Source organism: Paenibacillus sp. TSA_86.1, from assembly GCF_052691815.1.
In genome coordinates, this window is sequence record NZ_JBQZGE010000018.1 from 92,675 (window position 1) to 111,858 (window position 19,184).

Consider the following 19,184-nt stretch of genomic DNA (forward strand, 5'->3'; position numbering starts at 1 on the left):
ACAGCAGATAAGCACTAATTTCCGAATGATTTTTATTCCAATTGTGATGGTATTTCCTTCCTGTATCCTGTGATATATTTACTATTCAGAAAACGCTTTCAGCATTTGAGCACAATGAATCCATTTCAAAAAGGAGATGTTATTGATGCGAAAAAAACGAAAGTCCATCCTCTCATTCACGGTAGCGGCCGCCTTGGTTCTGTCATTGTTCTCCGCCGCTATGGCTTCTGCAGCTACAGACAGCCTCGAATCCACCAGTAAAGAAGCCCCTGTAAGCAAAATGCAAACCTATGTTAACGCGATGCAACCCGGCTGGAACCTCGGCAACTCGCTGGATGCTGTCGGGGATGATGAGACCGCTTGGGGAAACCCACGCATCACGAAAGAACTGATACAATCCATTGCCGATCAAGGGTACAAAAGCATCCGTATCCCCGTTACTTGGGAAGCACACGTTGGTGACAAACCTGATTACACCATTAATACCGCTTACATAAATCGGGTTCAGGAAGTCGTTGGGTGGGCACTTGATGCCGACCTCTATATCATGATCAATCTGCATCATGATTCGTGGCGGTGGATCAGTACCATGGAGAAGGATTATGATCATGTTCTTGCGCGCTACAATGCCATATGGACTCAGATTGCAAACCAATTCAAAGATGCTCCCGATAAGCTGATGTTTGAAAGTGTCAATGAACCCCGCTTCACCGAAGGCGGCACAACCAATGCAGCTACTGGATATCGCATGTTGGATACGTTGAACACTTCTTTTCATCATATCGTAAGATCGTCTGGCGGAAACAACGATACTCGCCCACTTGTACTGCCTACCATGCATACTTCATCCGCTCAACCCGACCTGGATGCGTTGAATCAGACGATCCAGAAACTGGATGATCCCAATCTCATTGCTACCGTACATTATTACGGCTTCTGGCCTTTCAGTGTAAACATCGCGGGTTTCACCAAATTTAACGCCGAAGTGCAAAAGGATGTTACCGACACGTTCGACCGCGTATATGACGCCTTCACAGCCAAAGGCATTCCAGTCATCATCGGTGAGTATGGTTTGCTCGGGTTTGACCAGCATACAGGTGTGATTGAACAAGGTGAGAAATTAAAGTTTTTTGAATTCGTTGGATATTACTCACGTCAAAAACAGATGACAACCATGCTCTGGGACAATGGACAACACTTTGGGCGTACCAGCTTTATCTGGTCGGATCAACAGCTGTTTGATATGATCCGGGCGAGCTGGAACGGCCGTTCCTCCACGGCAGAAACCGATCAAGTTTATCTTAAACAACATGAACCCGTTCAGGATGTTAACATTGCTCTCCATTATAATGGAAATCGGTTCTATTCGTTGAAAAACGGCACGACTCCACTGGTTAGAGGGAAAGATTACACGATTCGAAAAGGTGTACTTACGTTAAAATCCGGTCTTCTCTCCCGGTTAACTGTCCAAGATAAGCTTGGCGTAAATGCTACACTGACAGCTAGCTTCAGCGAAGGTGCAGACTGGAAGCTGAATATTATTCAACACAACACACCTGTGTTGAATAATACAAAGGGTACAACTAGCGCTTTCGCTATTCCTGCCACATTTGGCGGCGATCAACTTGCGACTATGGAAGCAACCTATGCGAACGGAGATAACGCCGGCCCTCAGAACTGGACATCATTTAAGGAATTCGCCTATACGTTCAGCCCGGAATATGAACGGAATGTTATTGAGCTGAAGCCTAATTTTTTCAATGAAACAAAGGATGGCGAAATCCATCTCAAGTTCCACTTCTGGAGTGGTGCTGTGATTGAGTATACCCTTACAAAGAATGGAACTCAGGTTACAGGTAGCGCCTCCTGATCTGTCCTTTATCCACTACGTTCTGTCCAGTGCATGTGCTCTGACAGAACGTTTTTTTATTTGTCTTTCTTCTCTGTCTCTTAGATACGACAAAAGATTGCATAACGTACAAGTCAACCTTCATACCTTTACGGTAATGAGGATTGAGGAGGAATTGACATGTTTAAACGTGTAGATCGTCTTGCTATTGAACTGCCTATATCGAATAATCCGGATCCGAATGGCGCCAGTGCGGTACAGGAATTACTTGGTGGAAAATATGGCGAGATGTCAACGCTGAACAATTACATGTATCAGTCGTTTAACTTCAGAGGAAGATCCAAGCTACGCCCCTTCTATGACATCGTCGCCAGTATTACAGCCGAAGAATTCGGTCATGTTGAACTTGTCGCGAACACGATTAATTTGATGCTTGAAGGCTCAACTTCTCCTGGCGCACCAGACTCTACCCCGCTGCGTATAGGCAAGGATGCACGTATGACTTCACATTTTATTGAATCCGCGCAGACAGCACTGCCCTATGATTCCATGGGAAGACCCTGGAATGGCTCTTATGTCTTTAGCAGCGGTAACTTGATTTTAGATCTGCTGCATAACTTCTTTCTGGAATGCGGAGCAAGAACACATAAGATGAGAGTGTATGAAATGACCGATAACAATACGGCTCGTGAAATGACAGGTTACCTGCTTGTACGGGGCGGTGTGCATATTCTGGCTTATGCCAAAGCACTGGAGATTGCCACAGGTGTAGATGTGACCAAGCTGATCCCAATTCCCTCTCTGGATAACAAAGCGTTTGAGACCACCCGCAAATGGGAAGCGATGGGTGAACAACGGCGATTGTATACGTTCAGTGACAAGGATTATCAGCAGATTGCCCAGATTTGGAAAGGTGTACACCCCGATGGCGGCAAACTGGAAGCCTTTGCGGGCTTGCCGGGATATGGAGGGCCCATTCCCGAACTTCCCGACCTGCCAGAGGAATTCGCTCCTGGTATATCCCCGGAGGACTTTCTACAGATTGCAGAACGGCTCAAACGAAACGCTGGACTATAATAGTGAAAGAAAAAGGGAAACCCGTGGCGTATGCCTCGACCCGGTTTCCCTTTATGTTTGCGGTTCTTCTCTTATTTTTTTCTTATATTAAACGGTTTGAAATTGTTAATTGATATTCAGCTGATCATGTTCTCATGCTGATGTAACGGTTTCATTGTTTTCCGTGGCATTGGTTTATTGTGGCTCTGTAAACTCTACCGTCAGCACTTTTTTCCCGTTTGCTTGCACGATACCACTTGATATCGCTCTCACAGAAGCAATTGCTTCGTTACCGCTTGGGATTAGTACAGGAGTAATCAGCGGTAGTCCCGCCTCCTCGATGGTATCCATATCAAATTCAATGAGCAGCTGCCCGGCAACCACAGGATCTCCGCTATTTACATGGGCGATGAAGCCATTCCCTTTCAGTCCAACCGTATTGATGCCGATATGAACTAACAGCTGAACTCCTGTTTCATGCTCCAAAATGACAGCATGTTTACTCTTATCCATCACATGCGCAACGATACCATCAAACGGAGCAAATACTTTTCCTTCGGAAGGTTCAATCGCGATACCTTCGCCCATATGTTTTTCTGAAAATGCCGGATCAGGTACCTGCTCCAGTTCAATGACTCTACCATGGATCGGGGATGCGATCTCCAGAAGTTCCACTTTTGAGCGAGATGTTGCGCTAACCGATGTCGCTGACGTAGTCGTTGCCTGTGTCAACGCTGCTCCCGATGCTGATGACGCAGAAGCCGCAGCTGTTGTGTCAATAGATGAAGCACTGTCGGAAGCTGCCTCAACAGGTTGATCTTTATATCCGAAGAACCAGGTCAGTGCAAAGGCAATGGCCATGGCCGTGACGTTTGACAAGATGTACAAAGGCAATTGACTATTCAGATACAGAAGTGTTCCCGGAATGACCGTAACAGCCATACCTGTACCTTGCAGATGGAAGAGCGATGCGATGAAACCACCAACTGCACCCCCAACCAGACCCATCACAAACGGTTTCATGTAACGCAGATTCACACCGAAGATCGCTGGTTCCGTGATACCAAGGAATGCGGATAAAGATGAAGGAAGCGCGAGTGCTTTGAGCTTCATATTTTTGGTTTTCAAACCAACGGCAAGACATGCCGCTCCCTGTGCAGCCATAGCACATGTAATGATTGCGTTAAAAGGATTAAATCCTGTTTTCTCCAGTAACTGAATCTCCAGAAAGTTGAAAATATGATGTACACCCGTAACCACGATGATCTGATGGAAGAAACCAATAATAATACCTGCGATTCCATAAGGCAGATCGAGCACAGCCGTTGTACCATGTAGTACCCACTCTTCAAGCGAGTGAAATACAGGACCAATAGCGAATAGTCCTAGCGTGATCATAACCGTTAACGTAATGAATGGAGTCAAAATGAGATCCAGTGCCTCAGGCACACGTCTCCTCAGTACCTTTTCAAACTTGGCACCCAGCAAACCTACAAAAAACGCAGGTAAAACCGAACCCTGATACCCTACGACGGGGATAAAACCGAACATATGCAAGGGTTGCGCCGAACCATCGGCCACTGCATAAGCATTCGGCAGCGCTGGATTCACCAGCATCAGGCCGAGCACAATTCCGAGAACCGGACTTCCGCCAAATACACGGAATGCAGACCAGGCGACAAGCGCAGGCAGGAATGCAAAAGCCGTATCCGTTAGAATTTGCGTGAACAACAAGAAGTTTGGCGAGATATCATCTGGCGTTGCACCGAACCATGCCAGAATTTCATTTTGCGTAAGCAGTCCGCGCAGACCCATGAACAAGCCTGTTGCCACGAGCACAGGAATGATCGGAACAAAGACATCACCAAACGTACGAACTGCTCGCTGGAATGCATTGCCTTCCTTTTTCCCCTGACTCTTCACCTCTTCCTTCGATGATCCTTCAATCCCTAACTTCTCAACTTCTTCAAAGATTCGGTTGACCGTACCTGTGCCGAAGATGATCTGATACTGACCCGAGTTAAAAAAGGCACCCTTCACCTTGTCGATGTTCTCGACTTGCTTCTGATCAATCTGCTCTTTATCCTTCACCATGATGCGAAGCCGTGTTGCACAATGTGCAAAGGAAGCGATATTTTCTTTTCCCCCGACAGCCTGGATGACCTCTTTAGCAATGCGCTGATTATCCGACATGTTGTCTCATCCCTCTCTCATTCAATCTAAACATTCCACATAACCGCTCTGAAAGCCGCCTTGCCTCCGAGTGCAAAAAATCGAATATCCGTACTGTCCCGGCTTGGGAAGATTCGGCTAGTGAAGACTTCCTGTCCATCGTTGACAAATATCTCAACCGAGGACGAATCCACGAACATATGCAGCTTGATTACAGCATCTACATCTATATCTTCATTTAAAGTACAGGTGCGAATGGTACCACTCGCTTCGGATAGTGCCGCACCAGACTGACTGCGATCCAATATAAGTTTGCGCTGCAGGCGATCATACTGAATGACCGTTTTCTCCGTATCACTTGCCCGAAACTCAATGCCCACAAGGTCTGCATCATTGTCGCTAATCTCACATTGGAGTTCGTAAGCGATACCATTATAGCCTGCAAAGGATCGGCTTTCATTGCTAAGCGAGTCCTGAGTCCGAATACCTTGCTGATCCTTGCGCAGCTGAGCCATTTCAGGAACGGGTCGCTGAATAAGCTCGCCGCCTTGAATCGATAATTGCCGTGGAATCGTTAAACAATGGGCCCAACCACTGTCATCTGTGGGATACGCCAGGTCAGGAAGTCCCATCCATGCAACCAGAATTCGTCTTCCGTCTGGGGATTGCATCGTTTGCGGCGCATAAAAGTCAAATCCACGATCCAGTTCCTCAAACTCCCCATGTGTGAATTCTCTCGTATCCAGGTTTAGAGGTTCACCAATGAGGTATCCCGATTGATAGATGTTTTGGTATCGGTCTGATTCGGCCGGAATGCCTTGTGGTGAGAAGATGAGTACTCCCTGGCCTTCCAGCTCCAGATAGTCGGGGCATTCCCACATGTAACCGAAGGAAGACAATGTTGTGCCGATCTCACCAAGAAACTGCCAATGTTTCAAATCTGCCGAGCAATACAGTACCGTGCATCCTGTCTCATCCGTACGCTGGGCTCCAATGACACCATAATAGACATCTTCGCGCAGCCACACCTTCGGATCTCGGAAATGTTCGGTATATCCAGTCGGTACGTCAGAAATGACAGGATGCTCGAATTTTGTGATTACATTCTGCTCATCCATGAACGCCAAGCACTGAAACGGATGTCTTATCCAATTCTCATCTCGCGTATTGCCTGTATAGATCAGGTTTAACTTGCCATCTTTTTCAATCGCACTTCCGGAATACGCTCCATGAGAGTCATAAGGAGTTCCGGGTTCAATCGCAATACCAACATTCTCCCAAGTCACCAAATTTTTAGAACGGGTATGATACCAATATTTCATGCCGTGCTCTGTTCCAAGAGGGAACCATTGATAAAACAGATGGTAGTAACCTTCATAAAAGGAAAATCCGTTCGGATCGTTAAGTAAACCGGTTACGGGCTGAATATGGTAACCCTGTCTCCATGGACATGCAGCGATCTTAGCTTCCAGTGCGGCAATCTCTCCCGGTTCAGCTTGCTCAATCCGCCGATAGAGCTGCTCTCTTGTCATTTTCATACGTCATATCAATCTCCAATCATGATGCAAAAATCAGAAGTCTCAGAGTAGAGGAACCGGTTCCAAATCAAACAAAAAAATAATTCCATGCACAACTATTGTTGCTTGCCCGCATTCCCATGTCTGAAGTAGCAAGATCTATGGAACCGGTTCGATGGAATTATCATAAAGGATCAATTTATCTTTTGTCAACGCTTTCTCGGAGAATAAGTTCAACATCCAGGATGGTATGCTTCCTCACGTTCTCCCCTTCTACCAGCTGGCTAATGTGGCTCGCCGCAAGTTTACCTGCCTGTAAATAATCATATTTTACCGTGGTCAATGTTGGATGAATCATCTCCGTAATATCGTAACCACCGAACCCCGTCACTGATAATTGCTTGGGAATTCGAATTTTTTGGAACGACGCTGTCTTCATCACACCCATCGCAATATTATCTGTCGCTGCTACGATGAGAGTTGGTCTGTTTTCTTGCAGAATCTGCTCAGCTGTGATCACGGCTTCAGACATTTTGAAGCTCGTTTCATAGTATCTGACATTACAATTGCTACACTCGTCAATCGCGCGTTTAAACCCTTGTTTACGATGAACACCTACAGCCTGATCCTTCTCGCTCACACCCATATACACGATGTCTCGGTGCCCCTGTTCAACCACATATTTCCCCATGATGTAGCCAGCCTGATCGTCGTTATGAATCAGACAATGCAGTAAATCATGCTTCTGTCCCACCAGTAATACCGGAATCCGGATGTCCTCAATGGCTTTCAAGTGTGCTTCCGTGATTTCAGCAGCGAGCAGAATGATCCCGGACACCTTTTGTCTGGCGAAATCATAAATCGCATCAATCTCACGCTGCATATCCTGGCTCGTATTTGCAATAAGCATCTGATATTGAAGCCCTCGCAACTCCTCGTCAATACCGATCAGCGTTTGGGATGTCGCATAAGAATCCAGCCGTGGAACAACCGTGCCAATAATGCTCGTCTTTTTCGCTTTGAGACTCTGTGCGAAGGTATTTGGAACATAATTATATTGTTTAATAATACGCTCAATCTTCTGACGGGTATCCTCACTAACCGATCCGCCATTCAGATAACGGGACACGGTACTCTTCGCCACGCCTGCCAATTGAGCGATATCTGAAATGTTTTTGTTCATAAGAAACTCCTCTGGATCTAAATGAATTGCAATAAGTATAGTTTACACGTTTACTTCGATGACAGAATAACCTTCCAACCGCTGTTATCCCCAGATTTCATGAATCCCCTTTTCTAAAGGAGTAAATCCGGTGATAAGCATATGCTTCCGAAGCAGCTTTCTTTCAGAAAGCTTTTAGGCGATCGCTCCGCTTTTCCAGGTTTTTTCTGTCCTCTCCGTTTCTGTGTAAATTAAATTATTTATAAAATCGTTCATTTATGTATTATAACTCGAATCGTAAAGCTCAGCGAATACGAGCAAGAGTGACACAGTAAAATAAGCCCGGTTCACGTAGAAGCTCACAGCGTCGTGTGCTCCATACGAATTGAACCGAACTTGGCAAAGTCATTTTGTAAACACATAAGTCTAAAGAGATCAGGCACGGATGCTCTTCCGTTTTGCCTGCGAACTTTCAGTTCAAACCTCGATAATAATCGGCAAAATCATCGGTCTGCGCTTGGTTTGCGCATAAATGTAATGACCGATCTCGTCCTTCAGCTTACGTTTCATCACATTCCACTGATTGACACCCGCACCCGTTAACTCATCCATCCGATTAACTACACGTTCATGAATTTCACTCATGAATTGTTCCGAATCTTTCACAAAGACAAAACCTCTGGAAATAATCTCCGGGGAAGCAACCATTTGTTTTTCTGTTTTGCTAAGCGTGGTTACAATGACCAGCATACCATCCGACGACAGCTGCCTGCGATCTCGAAGCACGATATTGCCTACGTCACCGATAATCAATCCGTCAACCAAGCTGTTGCCCGAAGCGATTTTAGGGCCTAGTGAAGCGACGCCTTCTTTGTACTCCACCATGTCCCCGTTATTGACGATAAACACATGACTCTGCTCAATGCCGACCGATTCGGCAAGCAGTCTGTGCTGATACAGCATCCGGAATTCACCGTGAATCGGAACGAGATAATCTGGCTTCATGAGGGTAAGCATCAGCTTCAGCTCTTCCTGGCTTCCATGACCCGATACGTGCATACCTGCTGCACCGCTGGAGCCATAGATAACACGTGCACCTAGTACATACAGGTTGTCGATGACATGGGCAAGATTTCTTTCGTTACCGGGTATGGCTCCTGCTGCAATAATTACTGTATCTCCGGATTCAATACTAACTTGAGGATGTTTGCCTGCAGCTAGGCGAGACAAGGCAGCCATTGCCTCCCCCTGACTTCCGGTACATAACACAACGACCTGCTCGCGCGGAAACTGACCCGAATCAGCTGCCTCGATCAATAGCCCATCGGGCACGTCGAGATATCCGAGTTCGCTTGCCACATTCACAACGTTAATCATGCTTCGTCCAAGCAGTGCAAGCTTGCGTCCGGTCTGAAAAGCTGCGTTTACGATCTGTTGCACTCTGCTGATATTAGATGCAAAAGTAGAGATAAACACTGTTTGTTTCGCACGAATAAATGCGTCCAGAATATGATCCCCGACAATACGTTCCGAAGGTGTGAACCCTGGTCTTTCAGCATTCGTACTCTCCGAAAGCAGCACATGCACCCCCTGTTTTCCGATTTCGGCCATGCGATGTAAGTCAGGAAAAGGGCCATTTACAGGGGACATGTCAAATTTAAAGTCTCCCGTATGCACCACGTTGCCTGCCGGTGTTTGAAAGAAAATACCCAGACAGTCCGGGATGCTGTGACTCGTTGCAAAAAAAGAAACGTCTATACTTCCCAGCGTGATCTGAGAGTTTGCGTCAATCGTATGCAGATCGGACTGGCGCAGCAAGTTATGCTCTCTCAATTTTAGCTCAATCAGACCACGAGTCAGCCTGGATGCGTAGACGGGAATGTTAATTTGTTTTAGAAAATACGGAATTCCGCCAATATGATCTTCATGTCCATGTGTGACAACAAGTGCCTTGACTTTATCCAGATTTTCGAGCAGATACGTGACATCCGGCACGATAAGATCAATTCCTGGCATCGTTTCATCTGGAAACTTGGAACCACAGTCAATCACAATAATGTCTTGATTGTACTGGATCAAATACATGTTTTTGCCGATTTCATTCACGCCGCCAAGTGCGGCAATATACAGTCTGTTATGAGCAAACTTCAAAATGCCTTCATCCTCCTCTGTATAGCGATTCACTGTATTTCTTCTGTATCCCTAGTATGGAAGGAATCACCTTGGTTATGCATAAGGGCGGATATACGCCAAAAAACCATATACGGAACGTTCATTCCGCCGTGGTTTATGAGTAAATGTGCCGTTTACTGTACTTATTAAACGACACTTCGAACCACCAGTAATTTGGTGCAGTTTTGAACATTACTAAAGATCCAAATTAATTACGTATATTTAGTTACATACTACAAGACAGCATATTAGGCACCTGCGAGATCCATCTTAGAAATCGCTAAAGGTATTGTAAAGGTCTACTGCAGCAAATTGAAGTGCACCTCTAGTAAGATTTAATTTAAAGTTCACTGGTATTTAACCTTCCAAAACACCTACTCCAAATGAAACTATATTCAATCTAGCCACTAACCTTCATTAACAACAAATGAACTTTTGACTGCTATAATTCCGAAAAAGGTACCTCTTCATACACATCATTAGCGCCCTTTTCCCTTATCCACGAGCGACAAGTACGTAATCCTATCATCCTTCATTTTGCATGTTATTTCTTCTTTCACCTTCTCTCATAGAACCATGGTATAATATCCCAAAATACATAAGGAGTGATTCTATGGCTACTTGGACCCCCATTGAAAATGCTAAAATTGTAGGAATACTGCCAGATTACAGATTGTACAAACAGAATAATAGCGATAGTTCAGCGGCTAAGATCTGTGCTCAAAATCTTGTGAATAACGATGTATTAGGGATTCTAACAGCAAGAATCAATAATAATGTTTCTGAACCGCATGATGCGATTATCCAGCACATTAAACATATGGATAAAATAGCTAGTGGAGAAATTCCACCTAGTCAAGGTGATGAGTATGCATGGGCTAGTTGCCTCAAAATTTAATCCATTACCAATTGCGTCGTACATCGGCAGTTGACTATTTCTTTAGCCTCAACTATTCAACTAAGGATCACCCGGATACATATGCTTGCTCGATCCCACTTTGGAAGGCTTGTCCAGCGCAAAAATCTGGCCATTTTCTTCCGGTGGGCTTTTCAGGTTCTTATACCGGTATCCGAACGCTAATTCTTACTCTTGGCAATCTCGGACTGCTTAGTTCCGCAGCTCCTACGGCATCGTTGATAATCCTTCTGTACCATAGTTACGGACTTGTGCTTGATCTTGAGCATACGGTAACAGAACTGTTCGAACTCTAGCAGAATTGCCTTAATTGAGTCAGCTTGTCCAAACGTTGCTGCAATTTCCGATATCAATTTAAAGGAGTAAATGTATGATTTATAGTAACTTGCAATCTCTCGAAGAATATTTAAATTCGATTAAAGTAAAAAATCCTCAACATGTAGAAGAAGCAAGGAGAAGCCTTAAATTCATAGTCTATATTGCCCGTGGGAGCGGAAATAAAGTGGAAGACGAATTGCAAAATATTCGAACCCACTATCAGGCTCAATTATCGCTAATAAGCTCCCAAGGAAATAACATTGCGATTATCGCTGTTTTAATTAGCTTGATTATCGGATTTTTTAGTATAGTTCCCTCTTCACCATTAGAGAAATCACTATTTGTACCCGTATACTTTTTAATTATTTACTTAATGTTTCGCGCTTTTCGGATTAACAAACACTTTAATAAAAATGTAGTTACATACACTATCTTAATGCAAATTATAGATGAGTTACTAGAATCGAAAGACTTTGATTAAATTCACAACTCATCGTGCTGAAACTTTCCCTCTCCTATAAAGCAAACAAAAACCCTGTAATAACAGGGTTTTCGTAATATTTCACCTTGATTGAATTATGTTCTGCTCGTATGATTTAACGTCCTTGATCCACTGTTCACGAACAGGCACACCCTGCTGGGCACAATAGTAATCCCACACTGCCCCAAACGGATAGGATTTGAACTCCTCTGTCAATGCCAGACGTGTCGTATAATCTCCCTCCAACTCCGCTTGCTTCAACGTATCCATCGGCTCAAGCATAGCTCGCAGTAGGGCTTTGATTGTATTACGAGTACCAACAACCCATGCCGCCACACGGTTAATGCTGGCGTCAAAGAAGTCCAGCCCGATGTGTGTCGTGTCCAGCAACTCATGCCGCACCAATTCACGAGCGATTTCAAGCAACTCATCGTCCATGATAACGACATGGTCGCTGTCCCAGCGCATTGGACGGCTGACGTGAAGCAGTATACCGCTCGTGAATAATGCCAGGGAGGACAGTTTGCCCGAAATCACTTCGGTTGGATGAAAATGGCCGGCATCCAGGCAGATTAAAGTATCATTTTGCAAACCGTATCCCATATAAAACTCATGTGAACCTACAACGTATGCTTCTGAGCCAAGGCCAAACAGCTTGCTCTCGACCGCATCCAGATTATGCTTTGGATTCAGCGGTTCCGCAAACACTTCGTCCAGTGACTCCTTCAGACGTTTGCGGGGAGACATCCGGTCTACAGGGTTATCCTTAAATCCGTCGGGTACCCATACATTGGTTACACACGTCTGCCCCAATTGCTCGCCAAAGTAAGCGCCGATTCGCCGTGAAGCTTTACAGTGATCGATCCAGAACTTGCGTATCTCCGGGTCTGGATGACTGAGTGTGAAGCCGTCGCTTGATTTTTCATGAGAGAAACAAGTCGGGTTAAAGTCCAGCCCCAGTCCGTTCTCTTTCGCCCAAGTCACCCAATTCTCGTAATGCCTCGGTTCGATCTGATCCAGCTCCACCTGTTCGTCAGTGTCGGCATAGATCGCGTGCAGGTTGACTTTATGTTTACCGGGAATAAGTGCAAAAGCCTGCTCCAAGTCCGCACGAAGCTCGGCAGGAGTCGTTGCTGCCCCAGGATATTGACCCGTAACAGATATGCCGCCCGTCAGCTCACCTTCCTGATTCAAAAACCCTTTGACATCGTCTCCTTGCCAGCAATGCACAGATACTTTAATGTTCGCCAGCTTGCTTAGCACATCATCTGTATTAATGCCATGTTGTGCATATAAAGCCTTCGCTGCTTCATATGCTTGTTCCACCTGATTTTGCATCCGTCAAACCTCCTTTAACGTGTGAATGCTGCCGGTACACCACCATCAATGGTCAGCATACAACCTGTCGTTTTCTCTGATTTGGATGAAGCAAAGAAGGCGATGCCTTCCGCGATATCTCTCGGATAGATATTCACAAGCAGTGTTGTACGTTTACGGTAATATTCCTCCAGCTGATCCGGCTCAATACCATATGCTGCCGCACGTTCGTTTCTCCATGACCCGTTCCAAATGGCTGAACCTTGCAGAATAGCATCAGGCAAAATGGTGTTGACACGAATACCATATTCGCCACCTTCCGCTGCTATACAGCGAGCCAGATGGGCTTCGAGTGCCTTGGCCGAGCTGTAAGCAGAAGCACTTTTACCCGCGTATACCGAGTTTTTCGATCCGATGAAGACCATACTTCCACCGATGCTCTGTTCTTTCATTAATTTGAATGCTTCGCGAGCGACCAGGAAATAACCGGTGCCCAGCACGCTGATATTCAGATTCCATTCCTTCAAAGATGTTTCGTCAAATGGACTGGATGTGGCCAGACCCGCATTGTTGACGATGATATCCACTCCGCCATATTGCAGAGCTGCTTCAGCATATGCCGACTGTACCGCTTCCTCGTCCGTCACATCCATCTTGAGCGCGTATGCACGATTGGCACCATATTGATCATTAATTTCCTGTGCAACCTTCTGTGCACCTTCCAAGTTCAGATCTGCAAGCACAACATGTGCGCCTTCTGAAACCAGTCTGCGCGCCGTCTCGCTGCCGATTCCGCCTGCACCACCGGTAATAAACGCCACCTTGCGAGAAAACTCTGTTTCTGCAGGAGCCAGCGACAATTTGTACAGCTCCAGCGGCCAGTATTCCACATTGTAAGATTCATTCGCACTAAGCGAAACAAACTTACCGAGGCTTGTCGCTCCGCGCATAACTGCAATCGCACGATGATACAGTGCACCGCTTACCTGTGACAGCGCCCAGCTTTTGCCGGTATTAATCATGCCTACGCCCGGAATAAGAATAACGCGAGGTGCCGCTTCGAACATCACGTCGCCTTCATTTTTGTTGTCCTCGAAATACTGCTTGTATTGCTCTTTGTACGCAGCAACGCCTTCTACGAGCTTCGCCTTCAGCCCGTCAATATCATCCGCATTTGGCGTCCAGTCAATGAACAGCGGCACCACTTTGGTATGTACCAGATGATCTGGACAAGCCGCGCCAACCTGAGACAACTGCGGAGAATCCGCTCCACCTGCAAAAGCAAGCACATCATCCTGATCGTCAAAGGACAAAATCATTTTTTTGCTGTCCGACACTGCTCCGCGAATAACGGGCATCACCCTGGCCGCAATCTGACGACGAATTTCAGCAGGAAGGGCAGGATGTTTTACGCCGCCAAACAGCTTCGCTTCATTTACACGTGCCTCGATGAATGCTTCCGCTTCATTAATAATTTTGATCGTCTGAGCGTAACATTCCTCCGAGGTTTCTCCCCAAGTCACCAGACCATGTTTCTCCATAAGCACAAGTTCGGCATTCGGATTAGCGAATACGCTTTCAGCAATCATTTTGGATAGTGTAAAACCCGGACGTACATAAGGAACCCACACAAAACGATCCCCATATATTTCACGTGCCAGCTCTTTCCCGTTATCCGCACAGCAGAGGCTGATGATTGCATCCGGGTGAGTATGATCGACATGTTTGTAAGGAAGGAACGCATGTAGCAGCGTTTCAATCGACGCACGCGGATGTTTCGCATCAATCATGCAGTGACCAAGGTATTCCACCATCTCTTCGTCTGACATCGAATCACGTTCCATAAGTGGGCCGATATCTTCAAGTGCCAGTCCAGTAAAATGCTTCGCTTCCATGGAGCCAAGATCTGAGCCGCTCCCTTTCACATACATCACTTCGACATCACGGCCGCGAAAATCCTTTATCGTTGTTTTGGCAGAAGTATTTCCGCCATAAATATTGCAGACCCGCCGATCCGTCCCGATCAGATTGGAGCGGTATACTAATTGTTCCAGTCCTGTTGTTTTCTCTGATGCCTGCGCCGCATTCCATAAACTCTGTACCATTTGTTCCCCTCCGATAATGTTTGTTTTCTTCCTTATTTGAGTTTATCACCTTTGTTTTGTTTTGAAAACAAAAACTTTTTCAAACAAAACAAAAGTATACAAAGAATCCGACTTCAACTTCAACTGCGTTCCATTTAGAAAAGCTTAAGCAGGCTGTTTCAATTCCAAATTCGTTCACTCCTTACCTTGTTCAGACTGTGAACAAGGATGCCGTATGACAAAAAGAGTACCCGATCACCTCTGATTACAGTGACCTGATACTCTTTTTATGTTGACATTCAGCATGTATTTACTTGTTACATCTTGCACATTGCTTATTGACTGACCTTATACTCCGCTTATTTGCGTCTGGCAAAATCAACAAATACAAACTTGTCAGGTCGATGCCGTGATTCCGTAAACTCAAACTGGCTCGTATCTTCCAGGTATACTTTACTTCTCACAACAACAACATTGTGGAACCCTTCCAGATCTAACAGTTCGCGATCCTCAGCTGTAGGCTCCTCCACCAGAATTTCCTTCTTGGCATACGATATGGTCAGCCCAAGTTTCTGCTCGATGTACTCATAGATGGAGTCGCTACAGATGTCTTTATTCAGCCCCGGAATGAACCTCTGACTGATGTAATCCTTATCCAGAATGACATGTTCCCCATCCACTTTGCGAACACGATTGATCTGCCAGACATGTTCGTTCAGAGCAAAGCTGGTCTTTTGGCTTAACGCCTGATCCACCACTTGTTCCTCAAACAGCTTCACAACGGTTTGTGCACGGTGTCCCATCTTTTGCGCCAGTTCCTTGAAGCTAACCAGACCTGAAACAGGGAAATCTATTTTGCGTATGTCCAGCACAATGGAGCCTTTTCCCTGAATCTTCTGGATGTACCCTTCTTCATACAGCATTTTCAGTGCTTTACGTATGGTTTCTCTGGATGTTTGATACCGTTCCGATAAATCCAGTTCTGATTGAAGCAGTGTACCGGCCTCAATGTCTCCATTCCGAATACGCTCAGCAATATCTTCATATATTCGGATAAATTTATTATTCATTTTTCATCACCATAGCTCATTACCCTTTTTTGTCTTATTGGCAACTTATTATAGCATTAAAACGAATTCAAATGGAATCTGAACTGCTCTTACTTCCCGCCTCTGATTTTGATTAACGCTTCATCCAATGAGCGTACGACTCTGTCGCACCATTCATCAAATTCAGGATCGGCAGTCTGTAATTCGGGATGCTTCAAAATGTGCTCAATCGTGCTGCGAACTCCCTGGTCCGCTCTTGTCGTTGCCACAAATTCAGGGACCAGCCGTTTCAATTTGCTGTTGTCAAAAACAACCGTATTGGCTTTATCTCCAAGCAAACCACCCCGGAAATCCAAATCACTGCTAGCCGCCAAAAAATCGGATGGCACGTGAACCGCATGTAGTTTGACCCCAAGCACATCAGCAATGATCTCATGAATCTGGTTCCATGTGACAGACTCATCCGAGGTGATATGCACAGCCTCGCCGATGGCGTGAATATTACCCATTAAGCCGATAAAACCTTTGGCAAAATCCCTGTTGTGTGTAATCGTCCATAACGAAGTGCCGTCACCGTGAATGATTACCGGTTTATTTTCAATCATACGCTTAAGAACCTGCCAGCTTCCATGCTCACCATGCACACCCAGTGGTACGGATTTATCGCCATAGGTATGACTTGGACGAACAATGGTCACAGGAAAATCTTCGTGCCGATATAATTGCATAAGGTAGTCTTCACACGCAATTTTGTTACGGGAGTATTCCCAGAATGGATTCGATAAAGGTGTTCCTTCGGTGATTCTGTAATCCGCCAGTGGCGTCTGATATGCTGATGCCGAGCTTATAAAAATGAACTGCTTGGTCTTGCCTTTGAACAGACGATAATCTCTCTCCAGTTGTGCCGGCACAAAAGCAATAAAGTCTGCCACCACATCAAATTGCAAATCGGCAATTAACTCGGCTACCCGTTTTTCGTCATTAATATCGGCTTGAAGAACTCGAACTTCTGCAGGTAAATCATCGTTATGGTTACCTCGATTGATCAAGTACAATTCACAGCCTTGCTTGGCGAGCATCTCGGTGATTGCAGTACTTATTGTGCCTGTCCCTCCGATAAATAGCGCTTTCATTGCTGCACCTCCAGATCGATTATGCTATCCCGTTCATGATATCACGCAGCCGAAAAAGGAGCAAAGTTCGGTTGACCGAACCTTGCTCCTCCGTATAAGTTGAACTAAACTATATTAACCGTATACTTGGTTAAAGCATTAGATAACCTTAATCGTACCGTAGATCATGTACATCCCGCAGTGAAGCTCATATTCCCCCGGGGCGACATTTTTATCCACCGTGTAGTAGTTGTCTCCCTTTTGCATATACAGATCCATGCCTAACTTCTCTGCTGCGACAGATTTAACGTGTGTCACACTTCGGGTCAGGATAAAATTGATTTTCGTAGGCACTCCGGATTTTACCTCAATGACATTGGGCTCAAATCCATCGTTGCTCACGTTCACGTCAATGACTTCGTATCCTTTCAAATCCTCAGGTGTTTCGGCTTGGGCAGTTACTGCCTTGCCCGATCCCGGGGATACGTCTTTACCCATGAAATATACAAAGAATCCTCCAAGTAGTGCGACTACAGCCACACCTAGAGTTAAGAAAGGCCAGACTTTTTTAAACCAGCTATTCATGTGAACACTCCTTATTCCGTTGTCCCATCTTCATTGGTGAGTGGATGGATGTACTCTACAAGCATACCCGATTCTCCGCTTAATGAAAATGACCCCTCTGGGCTATCCGGAATACACAGGTGTGTTCTGACTTCGCCGCACTCGCAGTTTGTACAATTCCGGCAAGGCTACACCGATCAGCACGATGACGACACCAAACCATTGTAACAAACTGACATGTTCGTGCAGCACAATTGCAGATAACAGCACTGCAACTGGAAGCTCAATCGCACCCAAGATACCTGCCATGTCTCCACCGATATGAGGTACTCCGATCGCAAACAGAACGGGTGGGATAAATGCTCCAAAGAATCCAAGTAACAGTCCAAACACGAGCAATTGACTCCAGATCAGACCGTTAAAGAGAAACGTCGGCGGGAACAGAATGCAGAGCAGAATCAATCCGCCTGTAACCATCCATGCACTGCGAAATGCCGGATGTGCGGAAGGAACCGCTTTACCGCTGAACAATACAAACAAGGAATAACTTACCGCTGCCATTAAACCGAGAGCAATACCGATCCCACTTACATTACTAATGCCCTGTTCCAGGAAACCCGCAGCCAGCAAGGTACCTCCAAAGAGGATGAGCAAGGTCAGGAACGTAACTTTATCTGGACGCTGACGTTTGCTTATCGCCTGAATCAATACGCTGATCCAAGTAAATTGAAAGAGCAGGATAATGGCAAGCGATGCCGGAATGTATCGTAACGATTGATAATAGACAAGACCCGTAATAACGGTAGGTGTTCCAGCCGCCATCAGCATCAAGCGCTGCTTCCAGGTTAGACGTGTAAAGACCTTAGCTGGGCTCGCAGAATTTACATTTGCATTTCCACTCTTCTGTGTTTTGCGTTTAGCTCTGAACCGCGTGTATAAGGCCAGCATCCATGACAGGATAAAACCGGTAATCAGCTGTGTTCCCACAACCTCCCCGAGTTGATATCCTTGACCATACGCCAGCACAACAATCGTCGACAGAATACCATAACTCATCGCGCCTGCCAGAACAGACAAATAATATTTCATGTTCAATAAACCTCCTGATGAAAAATACGCCCCTGATTCGGGTCCATGTAAGGTCACAACCACGTATTAAAATGCAAAAAATCCTAACTCCGAGCAAGGAATGTATGGATTCCTTGGCATCGTAGTTAGGAAGTATAGGCTTCCCGTAGAGACCCCCGCCCTGTGTACACTTTCGGCCTGCGAGGTTATACGAAATGAAGTATGCAATTTAAATATCGCTCATGTGTGACGACTTTTCATATATTACATGGGGGGTAAGGTGGTGTCAACCCATTTCTAATTTATTTACAAATTAAACTTTAAAAATGTAAACTTTCCATTCTGAT

At 45.5% G+C, this 19,184-nt stretch carries 14 protein-coding genes; 4 read left to right on the forward strand and 10 right to left on the reverse strand.

All coding sequences use genetic code 11. The annotated features are described in order from the left end of the window. Window positions 1-142 precede the first annotated feature (142 nt). Both ACUTVW_RS24105 and ACUTVW_RS24110 read left to right on the forward strand, forming a co-directional pair. Window positions 143-1,870 carry a cellulase family glycosylhydrolase gene (locus ACUTVW_RS24105; RefSeq protein ID WP_445648095.1) on the forward strand — a complete coding sequence of 576 codons (1,728 nt, stop codon included), beginning with the start codon at window positions 143-145 and terminating at the stop codon, window positions 1,868-1,870. Window positions 1,871-2,029: 159 nt separating this feature from the next. Continuing rightward, window positions 2,030-2,926, forward strand: coding sequence for a manganese catalase family protein (locus ACUTVW_RS24110; RefSeq protein WP_434751348.1), 897 nt, complete (start codon window positions 2,030-2,032; stop codon window positions 2,924-2,926). Window positions 2,927-3,100: 174 nt separating this feature from the next. Here ACUTVW_RS24110 and ACUTVW_RS24115 read toward each other — a convergent pair whose 3' ends face one another. The 4 genes from ACUTVW_RS24115 to ACUTVW_RS24130 all read right to left on the reverse strand — a co-directional run bounded on the left by ACUTVW_RS24115 (window position 3,101) and on the right by ACUTVW_RS24130 (window position 9,907). Next, window positions 3,101-5,098, reverse strand: a complete 1,998-nt coding sequence (locus tag ACUTVW_RS24115; protein WP_445648096.1) for a sucrose-specific PTS transporter subunit IIBC — start codon at window positions 5,096-5,098, stop codon at window positions 3,101-3,103. Window positions 5,099-5,124: 26 nt separating this feature from the next. Next, window positions 5,125-6,615, reverse strand: a complete 1,491-nt coding sequence (locus ACUTVW_RS24120) for a glycoside hydrolase family 32 protein (RefSeq protein WP_445648097.1) — start codon at window positions 6,613-6,615, stop codon at window positions 5,125-5,127. Window positions 6,616-6,793: 178 nt separating this feature from the next. Then, window positions 6,794-7,777, reverse strand: coding sequence for a LacI family DNA-binding transcriptional regulator (locus ACUTVW_RS24125; RefSeq protein ID WP_445648098.1), 984 nt, complete (start codon window positions 7,775-7,777; stop codon window positions 6,794-6,796). A 456-nt stretch (window positions 7,778-8,233) separates the two neighbouring features. Continuing rightward, the gene (locus ACUTVW_RS24130) at window positions 8,234-9,907 is read right to left on the reverse strand and encodes a ribonuclease J (protein ID WP_445648099.1); all 1,674 of its coding nucleotides are present in this window, start codon (window positions 9,905-9,907) and stop codon (window positions 8,234-8,236) included. A gap of 634 nt (window positions 9,908-10,541) precedes the next feature. Between ACUTVW_RS24130 and ACUTVW_RS24135 the strand changes: the two genes are divergently transcribed. Both ACUTVW_RS24135 and ACUTVW_RS24140 read left to right on the forward strand, forming a co-directional pair. Next, a complete protein-coding gene (locus ACUTVW_RS24135; protein ID WP_445648100.1) occupies window positions 10,542-10,826 on the forward strand; it encodes a hypothetical protein in 285 nt (94 codons plus the stop codon). A gap of 388 nt (window positions 10,827-11,214) precedes the next feature. Beyond that, a complete protein-coding gene (locus ACUTVW_RS24140) occupies window positions 11,215-11,643 on the forward strand; it encodes a hypothetical protein (RefSeq protein ID WP_445648101.1) in 429 nt (142 codons plus the stop codon). 81 nt (window positions 11,644-11,724) lie between these two features. On the opposite strand, the gene rhaA is transcribed toward ACUTVW_RS24140, so the two are convergent. The 6 genes from rhaA to ACUTVW_RS24170 all read right to left on the reverse strand — a co-directional run bounded on the left by rhaA (window position 11,725) and on the right by ACUTVW_RS24170 (window position 18,858). Beyond that, window positions 11,725-12,981, reverse strand: coding sequence for an L-rhamnose isomerase (rhaA, locus tag ACUTVW_RS24145; protein ID WP_445648102.1), 1,257 nt, complete (start codon window positions 12,979-12,981; stop codon window positions 11,725-11,727). Window positions 12,982-12,995: 14 nt separating this feature from the next. After that, window positions 12,996-15,065, reverse strand: a complete 2,070-nt coding sequence (locus ACUTVW_RS24150) for a bifunctional aldolase/short-chain dehydrogenase (RefSeq protein ID WP_445648103.1) — start codon at window positions 15,063-15,065, stop codon at window positions 12,996-12,998. 338 nt (window positions 15,066-15,403) lie between these two features. After that, entirely contained in the window at window positions 15,404-16,114 is a 711-nt protein-coding gene (gene treR / locus ACUTVW_RS24155) for a trehalose operon repressor (RefSeq protein WP_445648104.1), read from the reverse strand. A gap of 89 nt (window positions 16,115-16,203) precedes the next feature. Continuing rightward, entirely contained in the window at window positions 16,204-17,226 is a 1,023-nt protein-coding gene (locus ACUTVW_RS24160; protein ID WP_445648105.1) for an SDR family oxidoreductase, read from the reverse strand. 138 nt (window positions 17,227-17,364) lie between these two features. After that, complete coding sequence (locus tag ACUTVW_RS24165; RefSeq protein ID WP_434751359.1) at window positions 17,365-17,790, reverse strand: cupredoxin domain-containing protein; 426 nt, start codon at window positions 17,788-17,790, stop codon at window positions 17,365-17,367. A gap of 102 nt (window positions 17,791-17,892) precedes the next feature. Next, a complete protein-coding gene (locus ACUTVW_RS24170; protein WP_445648106.1) occupies window positions 17,893-18,858 on the reverse strand; it encodes an EamA family transporter in 966 nt (321 codons plus the stop codon). Between the last annotated feature and the right edge of the window lie 326 nt (window positions 18,859-19,184).